This window comes from Aestuariivivens sediminicola (assembly GCF_022662015.1).
Classification (GTDB): domain Bacteria; phylum Bacteroidota; class Bacteroidia; order Flavobacteriales; family Flavobacteriaceae; genus Aestuariivivens; species Aestuariivivens sediminicola.
Genome location: NZ_JAKMCM010000001.1, coordinates 393,393 through 409,547, shown reverse-complemented (window position 1 = coordinate 409,547; position 16,155 = coordinate 393,393). Strand labels below are relative to the sequence as shown.

Here is a 16,155-nt window from a genome sequence, read left to right as displayed (position 1 = left end):
AAGCCCATTTTTACTGGGATTGCATTATTTAAACCCCTAAATGATTTATATCACCTACTAAATAAGTAGAATTCTCAACACCTTTGTATAGAGGCCAAATAACCTCTTAAACTTTTAACTCAAACTAATAACTAACGCTTTAATTTTATGAAAACATTACTCGTTTATGTTCTGTTACTCATTCCACTCGGGCCAATGGCATTTGCACAAAATGCTATCTCCGGAACGGTAACAGACGAAAGTGGTTTTCCGCTAGCCGGTGCAAACATAATTGAAAAAGGAACTTCAAATGGGGCCCAGACCGATTTCGACGGGAACTACGCCTTGACCGTTTCCAATAATGCCGTACTGGTGGTTTCTTATTTAGGCTATCTCACAAAAGAGGTAGCAGTAAGCAATCAAACCACAATTAACATTGTCTTACAGGAAGATATAGCCTCCCTTGATGAGGTGGTTGTTGTAGGATATGGAACGCAGAAGAAGGTCGATTTAACCTCTTCCGTTCAGTCGGTATCCTTCAGGGAAGAAGTCAATCAACCGGTTACCAATTCCGGTCAGCTTTTGTACGGTCGGTTTTCCGGAGTCCAGCTGAATCAGACAAGTGGTAACCCTGGGGCCGATGGTTCCTCGATCGTGATCAGAGGTATCGGAACCTTTGGAGGGACATTGCCCTTGATCGTTATAGATAATATTCAATACGACGACTTAGCGGCCTTTAACAGCCTGTCTCCTGCCGATATTGAAAGCATATCGGTATTGAAGGATGCCTCAGCCGGAGCCATTTACGGTGCGCGAGGCGCTAATGGTGTGATCCTTGTAACTACCAGACGAGGCACCGAGGACAAATTTGAAATCAACTACAATTCCTATTACGGGTTCCAGGAGGCTACAGTGACCCCGGAATTTTTGGAATCCTATGACTATGCCATTCTGATGAATGAGAAATTCAGAAATGAAGATGGTCCCGGGTTTCTCCCCAGATATACCACGGAGCAACTGGAAGCCATAAGGACAGGATCCTTACCTGATCAGTTCGCCAATACCAATTGGGCGGATGAGGTATTAAGAACAGCTTCCATAACAAGTCATAACCTGTCCTTTTCAGGGGGAAGTGCAAAAACCACTTTCAGAGTTTCTTTGGGGTATCTGGGACAGGATGCCATTGTGAAAAGTAAATTTAAGAACGAACGCTATAACATAAGCTTTAACATCAACTCGAAATTGAAGGAGTGGTTTACGCTGAGCAGCGTAACCAACACCTTTTGGAGACGTATTGAGGGTCCTACCGGAGGTCAGAATGCCTTTAGCGGTGATAACGGGATTATTTATAACTTCCAGAGATCGGCACCTACCATTCCACTGTTCTACAGCAATGGGCAATACGGTGTGGTCGATGGGGCCTGGGAAAACTCCAATGCCTCATTCTTAACTCAAAACCCGCTGCGAAGAGGCTATTTGGGGAACTATATAAATGATCAGGTAAACATCAGTCAGCGTATAGGGATGACCTTTCAATTATCTGAAAACCTGTCCTTTGAAACCAGTGGCAGTGCCAATATCGTGTATACCAATACCTCAGACTTCACACCCGTGGAAACCCTGTTTTCTTTCGATGGGACACCTGTTATTGTCGGAACTTTGAACAATCTGGATAACGGTACCGATCTGGACTACACCCTCCTGAATGAAAATGTATTGAAGTACAATAAAACCTTCAGTGACAAACATAATATAGGGGCATTAATCGGGCATTCGGCGTCTTACTTTAGAACGGATAATTTTGCCGGTACCCTAAGTGGATTTCCTACCAATAACATAGAGGAATTCAATGGCGGGGGTATCGTTAATCCAGCCGTACAGGGTGGTGCTGCCGAAGATGTGTTGCAATCCTTTTTTGGTCGATTGAACTACGACTATGAAGGCAAGTACTTTGCGCAGTTTAGTTTCAGGCGAGATGGTACTTCCAGATTTGGGCTGAGCAATTTGTACGGTAATTTTCCATCGGCCTCTGTAGGTTGGAGGATCTCAGAAGAGAAGTTCATGGACAAGGCCGATGTGGTTAACAACCTTAAATTACGAGCAAGCTGGGGTATCAGTGGTAATAACAGAATAGGCCGTTACATTTATGAACAAACCTATAATCCGGATCAGGATTATGTGTTGGGTGCCGATGTTAATGTTGTCGGTGTCGCCGTAACGGGTATTGCAAACCCCAATATCAGATGGGAGGAAACAGAACAGTATGATATCGGTTTGGATCTGAGCCTCTTTAAGAACAAGGTAGAATTCGTTGCCGACTATTTCAACAGGGACAGTCAGGATATACTCTACGACAATTTCCCTATACCCAATACTCTGGGGGTTACCAATTTAGGTGCCATTAATGCCGCATCCATGATTAACAGAGGATTGGAAATGGCTTTAAATTATCGCGGTAACCTGAGCGACAATGTAAAATTTAGCGTTGGTGCCAACATGACCAAATTTTTAAAGAACGAGGTCACAGGCTTAGGCGACGGAGGCGAGGAAACCATTACCAATACGACCATCATTCGAATTGGTGAACCTTTCCGTTCGTATTACGGACTAAAGGCCATTGGTGTGTTTCAGAGCTTGGAGGAGATCGCCAATGCCCCCACACAATTTGGAAATATCAATACGGCACCTGGCGATCTCAGATATGCTGATGTTTCCGGCCCGGATGGTGTGCCTGATGGCGTGGTCGATGATGATGACAGAACCATTATCGGTAACCCCAATCCCGATCTGTTAGTTAATTTTAATGGATCGTTGGAATTATACGGTTTTGATTTTAACTTTATGTTCCAGGGGGTCAGTGGTGTAGATCGGTTGCTGATGGGAAATGGTAATTTACCGATGAGAGACGACCGCAGTAATGTTCTAAAGTATTGGATCAACCGATGGACCCCGGAAAACCCGAGTATCAATCTACCCCGGGTGGGAGGTCAGAACAACGACAGGGTCTCCTCATTTTATATCCAGGATGCATCTTACCTGCGGTTAAAATCTGTAGAGTTGGGCTATTCAGTTCCCACAGCTGTACTGGATAAAATAGGAATGACCAAGCTCAGAGTGTATTTGGGTGCTCAGAACCTCTTGACTTTTACTGGATTGGAATATTTCGATCCCGAGGGAGGTATCGGTAATCAGAGTAACAGAAATGTACCTCTGTATAAAACAATCACCTTTGGTATAAACGCAAAATTATAGGACTATGAAAAAGATATTAATATTAGTTTGTATAGCATTTACAATAAACAGTTGCACGGACGACTATATTTCCCGTTCCTCCCTGACCCAAATTGCAGAGGACAACTTTTGGCAGAGTGAACAAGATGCCTTTTTAGCATTGAACGGGGTGTATTCAGCGCTTCAGGGCAGATCCATGTACGGCGGTAACCTTAACGGATGGCAGGGCTTTCCCTGTTTCGACGGACTGGGAGACAACTCCTTTAACAATTTCAAATGGGAGGGCCTGGGTAATTTTATGGAAGGTAATGTCGATCCGTCCAACGGCCCCATTGAAGCCATCTGGAATGATTTGTATCGGGGTATCGCCCGCGTCAACTCCGTGATCAAGAATGTTGAAGTGATTTCTGAAGATTTGGTACCACAGGAGACGAAGCAGGCCTTGTCTGGCCAGGCTTATTTTTTAAGAGCCCTATTGTATTTTAATTTGGCCGTTTACTGGGAAGATGCCCCGCTAATTACGCAACCGCAAACCCTGGAAGACGCCTATGTACCTAAAAATACCTATGCCGAAATTACAGAGCAGATTCGGGAGGATCTGAAATTGGCGGTAGATTATCTGCCAACGAGTCACCCCAGTGACCTGTACGGGTATGCTACTAAAGGAGCTGCCTTAGGTCTGTTTGCTCGCGTACAGTTATACAATAAGGTGTATGATGGCGAATTTGGCGTGTTGAACCTTACCCAACAGGCTATGGGTCTGGGTTACAGCCTGCATCCTGATTATGCCGCATTGTTTACACCTGATAATGAAATGTCTCCTGAAATTGTATTCTCAGTACGCTTTTTAAGGGGTGCGGATACCAGCAATGGCGAAATATTTTCAGGGACCTTTAATGGATTTCCAAAGGGCGATGTCAGGCCTATGAAAAACCTCGCTGAGGACTACTACTGTACCGATGGTCTGCCCATTACGGAATCACCTTTATTCGATCCGGGAGACAGAGGAGCTAACAGAGATCCCAGAGCCACAGCATCGATTTACTATGGTGGTGAGGTGTATTTAACAGAACCTCTTAGAACCTTTAGAAGTAACGGACCAACTACTTACGGACAAAAGAAATACATCAGAACGGGTCCGGATGCAGAGGGTAATGCCGTGTTTGGTGAAGGCTCACAGGATTTTTATGTGATTCGCTATGCCGATATTCTGTTGATGCGCGCCGAGGCTATGGCCGAGACGGGTGATATTGGAGGTGCGACGGCCTTGATTAATCAGATCAGGGATCGGGTGAATATGCCGCATGTAGAGGATGTTGAGGGTGCCGTTAACCAACAGGAAATGATAGCAATCGTACGTCATGAGCGACGTGTGGAACTGGCCTTTGAGGGGCTGCGTTTCTTTGATTTAAAACGTTGGGGCGAGATTGAAGCGGCCTTTAACAGGGCGAGTTTAGATAATGCCAGTGGATATAACCCTACTTATAGAGGAGGGAAATCGGAAGTTTTTCCAATCCCACAGGATGAATTGGATGTCAACCCTAACCTGGTACAACATCCGGATTGGCAATAATTAACCTTTAAAAATGAAAACAATGAAAAAGTATATCACCTTATTCCTGCTCGTATTAGCCTTTACGAGTTGTGAAAAGAACATTATAGGCGATTTTGAAGGGGTTGCAGCCGATCCGGTAACATCCGGGGATGGCGGTGAACTCATATCTGAAGAAGCGAAATTGACAAAAAAGGGAGCGGCTTATGCCAACAGAACGAGGGCATGGTCGCATAAAACCAGTGCGTTGAATGTACATTGGATGTACAGCTGGGGGAACCAGTTACGCGAGGAAATCCCTGAAAATGTCGAATACGTCCCCATGTTTTGGGGCAAAGGTTCAGTTTCTGAAGAGAATCTGGCCAGAGTAAAGCAATACATAGACGAAGGAAAGGTAAAATACGTACTGGGCTTTAACGAGCCCGACGGGGCCGATCAGGCGAATATGACGGTCGATGAGGCGATTGCCCTTTGGCCACAACTGGAAACCCTTGGCGTACCTCTTGGATCACCTGCGGTGGTGGGCTTTAACAACTCATGGCTCACCGAGTTCATGGAAAAGGCCGACGCCCAGGGATTGCGGGTCGATTTTATTACAGTACACAGTTACGGCGGCGCCAATGTGTTGAGTTTTATAAACAATATCAAAGGGGTATACAATACCTACGAAAAGCCTCTATGGATCACTGAATTCGCTGTGGCGGATTGGAGCGCGACATCTCCTGAATCCAACAGGTACAGTGAGGCCCAGGTGATGGATTTTATGACAGAAGTATTGAAAGCCTTGGATGATATCGATTGGGTGCACCGCTATGCCTGGTTCGATGGCTCCGGTAGAAATCCCCTATACACCTCGGCCTTGTTTGATGAGGAAGAGGATGAGATCACTTCACTGGGTCAATTGTATGCCGACAATAAGCCCAACGCTGACATTGGTCCGGGTCAGGACACGGAATATATCCCGCCCATTGATGAGGACGAACTCATCGTCAACGGCGGTTTCGAAACCGGACAGATCACGCCATGGCAAGGCTTTAAAAACGGACTGTACACGGCCGATACCCATACCGGTAATTTTGCGGGCAAATTGGAGAATAACGATGCCTCCTTATTTACCGTAACCACTGTAGAGCCGGGTAGTACCTATATCCTGAAATTCTGGTCCAGATGGAGCCAGACGGTGCCCAATACCTTCAAGCCGGTATTGCGAAACAATGAAGTAGGCGGTGGTGCGGGATTACTGTTCAGGGTTGAGCCCGGAGTACCCATGACCGACCAGTGGGAGGAGACGACCTTCGAATTCACGGTACCCGATGGGGTTACACAACTCAGGGTGGTCTTCTATAAAGGACAGGTAAACCCTACCTTCCCGCCATTCTATTTGGATGATGTCTCCCTGAAACTAAAAGAATAAATGCAGGACAATGCCTTTCATGGCTGATAGGCCATGAAAGGTAAAACGCATAAAATAATTAATCCTAAACGAATTAAATCATGAAAAAAATTACATTTATAATTACTTTACTATACACGATAATAACTAATGGACAAAATTTGATTTCTGATGGTAACTTTGATACTCAAACAGGAGGAATTACCAGTTCGACTTCACCCTGGGCCGGATTTAATTCTCAAGTAATAGTAAGTGACAATATTACTGGTTCATCTTGTGGTAATGTAAATAATGGTGAAGGTTCAATCTTTCAAGTATTTCCGGTTACAGAAGGAAAAACATATAATGTGAGTTTTGACTATAGATGGGTAAGTGGATCGGGGAATTATGTTATGACTGTTCGGGTTAAGGATGATAATGCTGCAGGAAAGCCTAATTTGGACCTTATAGACGGAACTACAACTGATGGATATGCGTTAAATACAACACCTGATATTTGGTATAATGTTTCATTTTCTTTTTTAGTTCCTTCAGGAGTTACTTCAGTTAGATTGCTATATTATAAAGGAACAGGAAATCGTCCATTAAGAATGGATAATGTAAATGTATCTGAAGCAACTGCCTCAATAGTGGACTTAGCCAGATACCAATTTAAATCCTTTCCCAATCCGGTGAAGAATATCCTGAATGTATCGGCCTCCAAAACCATCGACAGGATAGAAGTGTACAACCTCCTCGGGCAACAGGTTTTAGGTCAGATGCTCAAAGATGACAGGGGGCAGATAGGGGTTTCAGGACTTTCGAATGGCGTGTATCTCGTAAAGGCTTTTATTGAAGATGCGGTGGGGACCTATAAATTCATAAAGCAATAACCCTTCCCCTCTTGGACCAGGGCGATGACAAAAGGATTTAAGACGATGACATGTATAAGGCTCTTGAACGGAACTTAGACTATTGATGGAAATCTAAAATAAAACTGTAACGATAAGCTAAGCCTTCGGCTAACAAACACGAAAATGGTAAAAAACGTCTTTTTATATGGGGTTGCATTGGTGATGCTCTCTTGTGTGAATTCGAAGTCGAAGCCGGATCAAAACGCTCTGGCTGATCAAGAGGCGCCAAATCTGGCTGAACAGCGAAAACCAAATGTCATTGTGATTCTGCTTGATGATGCTGGATTTGTGGATTTCGGCTTTATGGGAAGCCAAGATTTAGACACCCCTAATATTGATCGCCTGGCGGAATCAGGGGTGATCTTCACAGATGCTCATGTGAGTGCCACGGTTTGTGCGCCTTCGCGTGCGGGACTGCTGACCGGTAAATACCAGCAGCGTTTTGGATTTGAGGCCAACCATACAGGTGATGAGGTGTCCGGGGATATCGGTTTGTCCGATGATGTGCTCACCATGGCCGATGTGTTTAAACAACATGACTACAAGACTATCGCTATTGGAAAATGGCACCTTGGAGAAACCGCCTCCGATCATCCGAATCAACGGGGTTTCGATGAGTTTTTCGGCTTTTTGGCCGGTGGGCGGTCGTATTTTCCTATGGAAAACCCTTCCCCAACCCATGCCTTGCAGCACAATGGAAAGCGGGTGGAGTTTACGGGTTACCTCACCGATGTATTCGGCGATCGTTCCGTAGGTTTTGTAGAAGCAAACAAGGATCAGCCCTTTTTTATGTATCTGGCCTATAATGCCGTGCATACCCCTATGCATGCCAAGGAGGACGATCTGAAAAAATATGAGCATCACCCGAGACAGCGCCTGGCGGCAATGACCTGGAGTCTGGATGAGAATATCGGGAAACTTCAAAAGACATTAGAGGTGCATGGTCTCTTGGACAACACCCTCATTTATTTTTTAAGTGATAACGGGGGCGCTAATAACAACGATGCCTTTAATGGGGATTTAAAAGGATGGAAGGGCAATAAGTTTGAAGGGGGACACCGCGTACCGTTCGTCGTCAGTTGGCCCCATCGCATTACGGCCAACCAAAAATTTGATGGCTTGACCTCTTCACTGGATATCTTCAGCACCTCAATGGCTGCGGCCGGTATTACAAAGCAGGAAGACCTGCTTTTAGATGGGGTGAATTTACTGCCCTACCTGGAAGGCGAGATGAACGGAGATCCGCATGAAGATCTGTACTGGAGAAAGCTGGAGGAATCGGCTGCCAGGGTGGGGGATTTTAAACTCATTCATCTTGATGGGTACGGTTCCGTGCTATACAATTTAGAGAATGATCTTGGGGAGACAAGGAACCTCATGAATAACGATCCGGAATCGTTCAGTATGCTGTCAGACCGATTGTCACAATGGGAAGACCAACTCATGGAGCCGCTATGGCTGGAGGAAAAATCATGGATGGAGGTCACCTATCACATTCACAAACGGCTTATGGAAAACAAGGAGGCCCTGTATACCCAGCCATCGGAAATGAACGCCGCTACGGCAGCAGTGGATGGTGTATCCGATTAAGTGTATAAAGATCGTTTGATGTATGGTCAAAGGTTGGAACAACAGCATGAAAAATTTATCTATTTCCATTATTAAGGTTATTATGGCTTCTCTGATCCGATCCCTTGTATGGGGAGTTCTAATATTAGGTCAATCCCCTCTTTTAGCCACGAATTATTACGTGCATCCCACGAAGGGGTCGGATGCGAATAATGGCTTGTCCCAGGCCCTGGCATTCAGGACCTTGCAGAAAGCCTCTGAAATCGTCTTTAAGCCCGGAGACACCTTGTTTTTAGCTTGCGGTCAAAGGTATATGGGAGCACTGAACGTGTCCGATATTGCAGGAACGCAAGACCATCCCATTGTGGTGACTGGCAGGGTTTGGGATGATGAAGAACGCACCGAACCGCCAATAATCGACTTTAAAGGGCATCCCAATGGGGTGTTTCTGGAAAACGTCAGTTTTATAAGGCTATCAAACCTAAGGCTAAAAGGGAACGGCTATGCAGGAGCAGATCCTAATCCCTCTGATATGCGCTGTGGTGTGCTGGTGATGAACACCGGGAAGCAAATGATGCAGCACATTGATCTCACGGACCTGGTGATCGATGCCGTTTACTATGAAAATAAAGGATTCCAAAGAGGAAAGGATGAGGTTCGAACGGCCAACGGAACTCAAAGATATGGATGGGGGATACGTGTTATAAATAGGAATGACGCGATCATAAAACAGGTAACTATTTCCAACTGTTCCGTCAGCAATGTCGCTCATACGGGGATAAAGTTAACCGGCAGTTCAAAGAACATTTCAGATGTGGCCATCCTTAACAATAGTGTTACCAGGACCGGTGGTCCAGGAATTCAAATGTCAGGCGTGTCTTCCGTTTACGTGGCTCATAATTCGGTGTCCCATTCAGGGAGCACCGACGACAGCAGAAAATGGGGCAGGGGCAGCGGTCTCTGGACCTGGGGTGCTTCACATGTCCTGATTGAAAAAAACAGATTTCTGCACGCCAATGGTCCCGGCGATTCTGCAGGGGCGCATATCGATTTTAATTGCGATAATATCGTATTGCAGTACAATTTAAGTGCGCATAATGCCGGGGGATTCTGTGAAATTCTGGGAAACAATTACAATTGTGCTTACCGCTACAACATCAGTATTAATGACGGCCATCGCGTAAAAGGGATCGATGGTGCCTTTCAGGAAGGGAAGGTACTCTGGTTAAGCGGCTATCAAGGTCGGAACAAAGCGAGAAAGGGTCCGGTTAACAGTTATATTTACAACAATACCATTTATACAGATGCTGATATTGTGGCAAAAATCGCTATTGACAATACGAGCAGGGGTATCTGTATAGCAAATAATATCTTTTACTTCGAAGGGCCTGCCAAAACCGTTTTAGGCGATCAGTACAAACCCGATGTATTATCCGATAAATCGGCTAAAAATGTATTCTTTGAGAACAACCTGTTCCTCAATGGCAGTACATGGCCAGTGGAAACAGGTATAGAAGATGCGCAACCCCATTTCGGAAATCCGCAGTTTGTTAAAAAAGGGGGTATGGCTTTGAAAGATTACATGCCACAAAATGTGGATTTGATAAAGCAAAAAGGGATTCACATTCCGTTGTTGCCAGAAGATACGATTGGGGTATGGCCAACACTGCATTTAAAAGAGGATATTTTAGGAAACCCTGTTTCCGGAAGACCCAGTTTGGGCGCTATAGAACCGTAGTTAATTATGGATTCCTGCCTTTCGACTATGGCTCAAGATAAACTACGGGAGGAATCCACAAGTTTTAATGAAGCCCTAATTCATATAAACATACAGAATTTGTAGTCGGTTTTTGAATTAATAATTTACCTTTCCCTCCTGGAATTTGTCATTCCTGTCTTCCGACCAGAGGCCGCATCTGATTTGACTTGAAGCTCAAGATAGATTATACAATCTTGAAATGATAGGAGTTGTCATTTCTGCCTTTCGACTATCGCTCAAGATAAACTATGGCAGGAATCCACATTTACCTTTAAATCCTTCGATGTACAAAACAATACACCAATACTACCTATATATCCTTTCCAATAAAAAAAACGGAACGCTGTACATAGGCGTCACTAATAATCTGGAACGAAGAATGTTCGAACATAAAAACAAACTGGTCGAAGGGTTTACAAAAAAATATGGTCTGAATAAGTTGATTTATTTCGAGATCTACCCCTATGTGAACGATGCAATAAAAAGAGAGAAGAACATGAAAAAGTGGAAACGACAATGGAAAATTAAATTAATTGAGGAAGACAACTATGAATGGGAAGATCTTTCTAAGGATTGGACATACTTTGATTGAAAAATGGATTCCTGCCTCCGCAGGAATGACAATCAGGTATTGAATGGAAATATAGGAGTACTAATTTACGTCTTAAAAAAATAAATAAAAAGCATCATTTATTGGCGGAACTTGTGGTTCATTTTTTTATGCCTAATACGCATCTATTCTCTTTTGTCATTCCTGCGAAGGCAGGAATCCAGACAGATGTTTTAGTTTGATTCTGTAATTTAATTTTGTCAAACTCCCCGTCACGCATTATGCCAACTCGCCATCTCGCCCCTTTGCTAAATACATCCACCGGATGTATTTTGAACGCTCGGTCGCCCTCTTGGTCTCAAGAGGGGAACAAGAAATATTAATAGATCTTGCTCCTCCCTTGAGCTTAAGGGAGGTGGCCCCTCCCGAATGCTCGGGATCGGGGTCGGAGGGTTTTGGATAATAGGATACTATGTTTAATTGTTCTTTTTACCATTGCCGTAAAAAGAACCAAACCTGCCTACCTGGCGGATGGCAGGCAGGAAGGTCTAGTCCTTATAGCTTCGGCGGTCAATTCAAATTTTGAAGACTAAAATCAATGAACTCCTCCCAAAGGTCGTCAAACAGCATTGATTTTGACGTCTTTTGCAATTGATTGACACTCGCCTGCCAGCTATTATGGACTTTTATAACTCAAGAGGGGAACAAGAAATATCAAAAAAACATTTGAAAACACCAGTATTTACAGGGGCTAAGAAGGATGCCTATGAAATGGTCATTTTATGCTTATGGGTTCTCAATGTTATGCCTATGGTTTCCTGATTTTATGCCGATGAATTTTCAGGTGCTTAGGCAGTTCATTTCCATCACATGATTTAAATTAAAAACGGTAGCACCTCATTTCGAGGATACTACCGTTAAAAATCAAAGGAAACAGGAAACGCTTAAGCCTTTTCAAAACTTAATTGATCCAACATGAGTTTTAGTCGTGGTCCGGGAGAAAATAGGATTCTCCCTTTTCTAATGTTTCCGACCACAACGTCGGCTTCGTTGTCGACACCGGTGCTGCTGAAGCTCACTCTCAAGCTTCCCAATCCACCAATACGGACAATCTGACCGTGCTCCAGGGCATCGATACTCACGTCCACCAGGGCATAAAGGACGCCCCTGATATCGGCACCACTAACGGTACTGATCTTTTCAATGTTTTTGGTAAGGCGTTCAATGTCGCTTTCACCCTGTGTCACAGGGGATGCATACCATTTTTTAACACCACCGCCGGCTACGCCGGGTTCGCCACGTTCAATGGCTCTAAATTTAATACTCATAATATTGAGGTTTTAAAGATGATAAACTGCCGGTAACGTATTTGTATTCCCATACCGGCTTTGAGAATATAAGGATGTGTTGGGGTAGCGCTGTGATGTGGGTATTCGACATATGGAATAGCGACTAAGGCTGTATGAAGATCCCGGTGAGAATGCCAATAGCCAGGCCTCCGACACCTACTCCAAGGGTACGCCAGAAGACCTTTTTACGTGTCGCCTTTAATAATTCCTGGGTTTTAAGCAGTGCCAGTTGTGTCTCACTGAGTTTGATGTCCGCCGAGAGGATTTGGCTTTGTATCCGGGCATGCCTGGCCTGTAAGCGGGCGATAAGGTCCCGCGAATGGGTGTGCTTTTCCTGTAAAAGGGGCTCCAGGATGTCGAGCATATCCAGGTTGTAATTGGCCATAGCATGCATGGCATGCAAGGGATGCCTCTTTATTAAAGCGGTATCGGTAGGCATCCCCCGGTCATGCCGGACCACCTGGGTGGAATCATCGGTGGTCTGGGCCGTAAGGATAAACAGGCCGTGAAGTAGCAGTAGAATGGTTGTCATGTAGTTCATGGTATATGGTGTTTTTAGGGATTATGTGTTGTGAGGCCAAAGCGGATATGTTCGACATACGGCAGTGATTCCATACGGTGTAGCACACAGAATAGACTATAGGTATTCGTGTTAAGCTGCAGTGTGACCTGTGATGCCTCCTGATGCGCCTGCTGAAGCCTTACATTGGCACAACGGTTTATACATTTGATGATGTTGGAGAGGGCGATGCGTTCATGGGTTGTGGTTAGGATTATGGTAAAGGGCTCTTCGCCGGTTAAGCAGACGACGTCAACACGGTCATGGGGTTTCATGGGACTTTAGCAACAACTTCAGATATAACAGATGGTCTCGCCAATGCTGTATCAGACTATCGGTCGTACGACCGAGTTGGCTATCCTTTTGGGTATAGCTTGAGAGATCATATTCCAGGGTATCCATGGTTCTTCTGGCCTGCATGAGGTGGCTTTTCACAGCTTCAATGCGCTGTTGAGTGTACATGTGTTTTTCGGCCAAACGTTTGCCTTGTTGACATTGATAGAGGTTCAGCACGAACATGGCCAGTGAGAGGCCTATGCCAAGGACCTTATAAAGGCCACGGCGCCATGTGGGCAGACGGTTAATGATGGTGTTCGGGGGTCTGAAATTCATAATTTTCGTTTAGATTGAAGTTCGGTATAAATGGGTTCGCGATTATAAATGGTGTCGGATTTCAGATCCTTACCGGGAGGGCATGCTTTTGTAATGGCATAGCAGAAAGAGAATGAAATAAGGGACCTCGTACCGCCCTAGTGAATAATGCCTTGATGTCATAATGTGTAAAAAAAGATACATAAGTGTTTAAATTTGTTTAACGGTGACGAATATCAAACACTTTTTTAATTATAACTGTATAGTCGGTGTTAGGTAACACTCATTTTTTATTATTTTTTTCTAAAAGCCTTGAAAAATCAAGTCTTATGAAGGACGTTAGAATGCTGCCCGGAGATTATTATGAGATGCAATGGAGGATATTGGGTCCATGGAATGGTTAAAGCGCTTGTGAAGGGCATTTTTAATGGCGCGGATTCACTTCTGTTAGTTGGTGTTAGCTAACACTTTTATAGCTTTTTCTTTAAATAAACTTCATAGCTAACTAGGCCTCAGACAGACCAAAATGCTGTTCCAGGGTGTTGGCCAGCTTGTCCAAAGTAATAGCCCTGGACTTTGTGCGATTTCGGATATTCGAGACCAGCTGGTGAAAATGGTCCAGGTCGATGCTAAAGAAGGCTTCAAACTGGCGCACAGACTGGATGAGCTCCCCATTGCCATGATTCATCATCCCGGAGATATGCAGGGCATATATAATTTCCACAAGCTCTGTCTTGGTACCGGTCCATTTTAGTGCACATGGCGGTTTGAGGGCATCCGTTTTACCCGAGTGGTTTTCGTCCTTTAAGTTCCTGATGTCTTCCTGCAGCGCTTCGCTCAATCGCTTATAGGCCATAAAGGTAGCAAGGGTAATGTCGTGAGAGGTCGAGAAAGCCGGATTTGATATGAACACATGGGGTTCGGCTCTCAGACAGGGCTTATAATGCTGTCGCGTAAAGTAAAGGGTATCCAGGTCGGTATTCTTCCCCTGACAATGGTTATAGAATTCCAGGTTGTCCGTAATGTATTTTTGATAATTGCAAAGGTACCTGTTCAGGTATTTGAGCCTGGTCTTTCTGCTACCCATGGGCATTTGACTGTGCACGAGGAAGTACTGGTTGGTAAACAGCCATTCTGAGACGATAAGGGGCTTGTATTCCTTAAAAATACGGATTTCCTCCTCCAGGCTGTTAAATGATTGAGTCATCACCATGTGCTCTAATCGGGTTAGTGCGTTTTGGCAGCAGAGTAGGATTTTCTCTGTACGGGAGATAATATCGGATTCCTGGGTGGTTATGGTATCGATCTCTTTTTTAAAGGCAGCAATAAAGGTATTCATAGTATAATTGAGGCTTGTTACGACATGCTTTTTATTACATTGATTTTAAGGGTGTTCAGAATTTATAATAGTAGTTGCTGCTGTATACATTTTAAGATAATGTTGCCGATTATTTAATTTTGAGAGAAGTCTGTCAATGGTGCGATAGCAAAACATGTAGTACTTACCTATGCTGTCGGACCGAAATCATATTTTTAATCGTGCTGATAACGATTTATGAAGTAAATATATTACAAATAAATTAATATCCGCTTAAAATTCTTACTAAAGTTATGTTGTGCCCTTGATGAGTGGCATTCCTGTATTTTGCAACAGGCTGGTTGGTAATGGACCGGTTTAAAGAGGACGAGAAAAACGCATTTATAATCGGATAGAAAGCGATTAAACGATACGGGTATTGTGCAGCTCATTTGTTTTAGAGATGTGCGTACCATAATATGTCCCCTTATGCAAACAGCTCTTTATACAGAATGGTAACGGATACCAGTAGGATCATCCATCCAAATGATTTTTTAAGATTCACGGTTTTAATGAAGGCGGACAGGTAAGTCCCGAAATAGATGCCGATGGTTGAGAGGGCGGTGAACAGGACTAAAAAGGTCCAGTTGATCTCGGTATGGCCAATATCGCCCAGAAAACCGACCAATGACTTTATGGCAATGATGAATAAGGTGGTGGCCACGGCTTTCTTCATGTCAATGTTCAGTAATAACACCAGAGTAGGGATGATGAGAAACCCACCGCCAATCCCAATGATCCCGGTTAACAGGCCAATCCCAATACCGGCAAGAATAATCAAAGGGTAATTCAGCTGATTAGTCATTTTATGAGTAGTGAATCCTTTCTTTTTCTTGATCATCGAAACGGCCGACGCGATCATAATGACCGCAAAGAACACCATAATGACCATATCCTTTGTGATAACGAGTTCGTTTAAGGTTAGGATCTCTGCCGGAATCTGGGGCATGATGTATTTGCGCACCGCGTAAACGGCCAGGAAAGAGGGTATCGAAAATACCAGGGCCACGCGGTAATCGATCAACCCTTTATTCCAGTTGCTCAGTGTTCCAATTGAGGAGGAGGTGCCTACGACAAATAGGGAATAGGCCGTTGTGGTTATGGGATTGAGCTGAAACAAATAAGTTAATATGGGAATGGTGATAATGGAGCCGCCACCGCCCATTAAGCCTAAAACGACACCCACGATGAGTGCACCCACATATCCGATTATTTCCAGTACTTCCATGATAATTTTATTTATACGTTTTTATTGTATTTTTTGAGCTTGTTGTGCATGTTCGGTTCTAATGAGCCAAAGGCTATGCCAAAACATATAAAACGTTGATAAACAAGTATATGAAAGAAAAAATAGTATTAGAATTAGTAACGAT

At 44.1% G+C, this 16,155-nt stretch carries 13 protein-coding genes; 7 read left to right on the top strand and 6 right to left on the bottom strand.

The genetic code is table 11. The features are described from left to right. Window positions 1–147: 147 nt before the first annotated feature. The 7 genes from MR041_RS01800 (at window position 148) to MR041_RS01770 (ending at window position 10,968) form a co-directional block, all read left to right on the top strand. Window positions 148–3,231, top strand: a complete 3,084-nt coding sequence (locus MR041_RS01800) for a SusC/RagA family TonB-linked outer membrane protein (RefSeq protein WP_242091869.1) — start codon at window positions 148–150, stop codon at window positions 3,229–3,231. 4 nt (window positions 3,232–3,235) lie between these two features. Beyond that, entirely contained in the window at window positions 3,236–4,783 is a 1,548-nt protein-coding gene (locus MR041_RS01795) for a RagB/SusD family nutrient uptake outer membrane protein (protein ID WP_242091868.1), read from the top strand. Between the two features lie 22 nt (window positions 4,784–4,805). Beyond that, window positions 4,806–6,176 (top strand): glycosyl hydrolase, encoded by a 1,371-nt coding sequence (locus tag MR041_RS01790; protein ID WP_242091867.1) that lies wholly within the window; start codon window positions 4,806–4,808, stop codon window positions 6,174–6,176. 80 nt (window positions 6,177–6,256) lie between these two features. Continuing rightward, on the top strand, window positions 6,257–7,027 hold the full coding sequence (locus MR041_RS01785) for a T9SS type A sorting domain-containing protein (RefSeq protein WP_242091866.1): 771 nt from the start codon (window positions 6,257–6,259) through the stop codon (window positions 7,025–7,027). A 144-nt stretch (window positions 7,028–7,171) separates the two neighbouring features. Further along, a complete protein-coding gene (locus tag MR041_RS01780; protein ID WP_242091865.1) occupies window positions 7,172–8,638 on the top strand; it encodes a sulfatase-like hydrolase/transferase in 1,467 nt (488 codons plus the stop codon). 46 nt (window positions 8,639–8,684) lie between these two features. Next, entirely contained in the window at window positions 8,685–10,355 is a 1,671-nt protein-coding gene (locus tag MR041_RS01775; protein ID WP_242091864.1) for a right-handed parallel beta-helix repeat-containing protein, read from the top strand. A gap of 304 nt (window positions 10,356–10,659) precedes the next feature. After that, window positions 10,660–10,968: a GIY-YIG nuclease family protein gene (locus tag MR041_RS01770; protein ID WP_242091863.1), complete on the top strand. Its 309-nt coding sequence runs from the start codon at window positions 10,660–10,662 to the stop codon at window positions 10,966–10,968. Window positions 10,969–11,870: 902 nt separating this feature from the next. On the opposite strand, the gene MR041_RS01765 is transcribed toward MR041_RS01770, so the two are convergent. From MR041_RS01765 to MR041_RS01740, 6 genes are all read right to left on the bottom strand, one after another. Next, entirely contained in the window at window positions 11,871–12,254 is a 384-nt protein-coding gene (locus tag MR041_RS01765; protein WP_242091862.1) for an HU family DNA-binding protein, read from the bottom strand. Window positions 12,255–12,378: 124 nt separating this feature from the next. Continuing rightward, complete coding sequence (locus MR041_RS01760; RefSeq protein ID WP_242091861.1) at window positions 12,379–12,816, bottom strand: hypothetical protein; 438 nt, start codon at window positions 12,814–12,816, stop codon at window positions 12,379–12,381. 14 nt (window positions 12,817–12,830) lie between these two features. Further along, the gene (locus MR041_RS01755; protein ID WP_242091860.1) at window positions 12,831–13,109 is read right to left on the bottom strand and encodes a hypothetical protein; all 279 of its coding nucleotides are present in this window, start codon (window positions 13,107–13,109) and stop codon (window positions 12,831–12,833) included. Continuing rightward, on the bottom strand, window positions 13,096–13,446 hold the full coding sequence (locus tag MR041_RS01750) for a hypothetical protein (RefSeq protein WP_242091859.1): 351 nt from the start codon (window positions 13,444–13,446) through the stop codon (window positions 13,096–13,098). Before MR041_RS01750 ends, MR041_RS01755 begins: the two co-directional genes overlap by 14 nt. Window positions 13,447–13,930: 484 nt before the next feature. Then, window positions 13,931–14,764 (bottom strand): RteC domain-containing protein, encoded by an 834-nt coding sequence (locus MR041_RS01745; protein ID WP_242091858.1) that lies wholly within the window; start codon window positions 14,762–14,764, stop codon window positions 13,931–13,933. Window positions 14,765–15,209: 445 nt separating this feature from the next. Beyond that, entirely contained in the window at window positions 15,210–16,010 is an 801-nt protein-coding gene (locus MR041_RS01740; RefSeq protein ID WP_242091857.1) for a sulfite exporter TauE/SafE family protein, read from the bottom strand. Window positions 16,011–16,155 lie beyond the last annotated feature (145 nt).

Coding starts and splice junctions, on each gene's coding strand:
- MR041_RS01800 (WP_242091869.1), top strand. CDS start 148: ATGAAAACATTACTCGTTTATGTTCTGTTACTCATTCCACTCGGGCCA.
- MR041_RS01795 (WP_242091868.1), top strand. CDS start 3,236: ATGAAAAAGATATTAATATTAGTTTGTATAGCATTTACAATAAACAGT.
- MR041_RS01790 (WP_242091867.1), top strand. CDS start 4,806: ATGAAAAAGTATATCACCTTATTCCTGCTCGTATTAGCCTTTACGAGT.
- MR041_RS01785 (WP_242091866.1), top strand. CDS start 6,257: ATGAAAAAAATTACATTTATAATTACTTTACTATACACGATAATAACT.
- MR041_RS01780 (WP_242091865.1), top strand. CDS start 7,172: ATGGTAAAAAACGTCTTTTTATATGGGGTTGCATTGGTGATGCTCTCT.
- MR041_RS01775 (WP_242091864.1), top strand. CDS start 8,685: ATGAAAAATTTATCTATTTCCATTATTAAGGTTATTATGGCTTCTCTG.
- MR041_RS01770 (WP_242091863.1), top strand. CDS start 10,660: ATGTACAAAACAATACACCAATACTACCTATATATCCTTTCCAATAAA.
- MR041_RS01765 (WP_242091862.1), bottom strand. CDS start 12,254: ATGAGTATTAAATTTAGAGCCATTGAACGTGGCGAACCCGGCGTAGCC.
- MR041_RS01760 (WP_242091861.1), bottom strand. CDS start 12,816: ATGAACTACATGACAACCATTCTACTGCTACTTCACGGCCTGTTTATC.
- MR041_RS01755 (WP_242091860.1), bottom strand. CDS start 13,109: ATGAAACCCCATGACCGTGTTGACGTCGTCTGCTTAACCGGCGAAGAG.
- MR041_RS01750 (WP_242091859.1), bottom strand. CDS start 13,446: ATGAATTTCAGACCCCCGAACACCATCATTAACCGTCTGCCCACATGG.
- MR041_RS01745 (WP_242091858.1), bottom strand. CDS start 14,764: ATGAATACCTTTATTGCTGCCTTTAAAAAAGAGATCGATACCATAACC.
- MR041_RS01740 (WP_242091857.1), bottom strand. CDS start 16,010: ATGGAAGTACTGGAAATAATCGGATATGTGGGTGCACTCATCGTGGGT.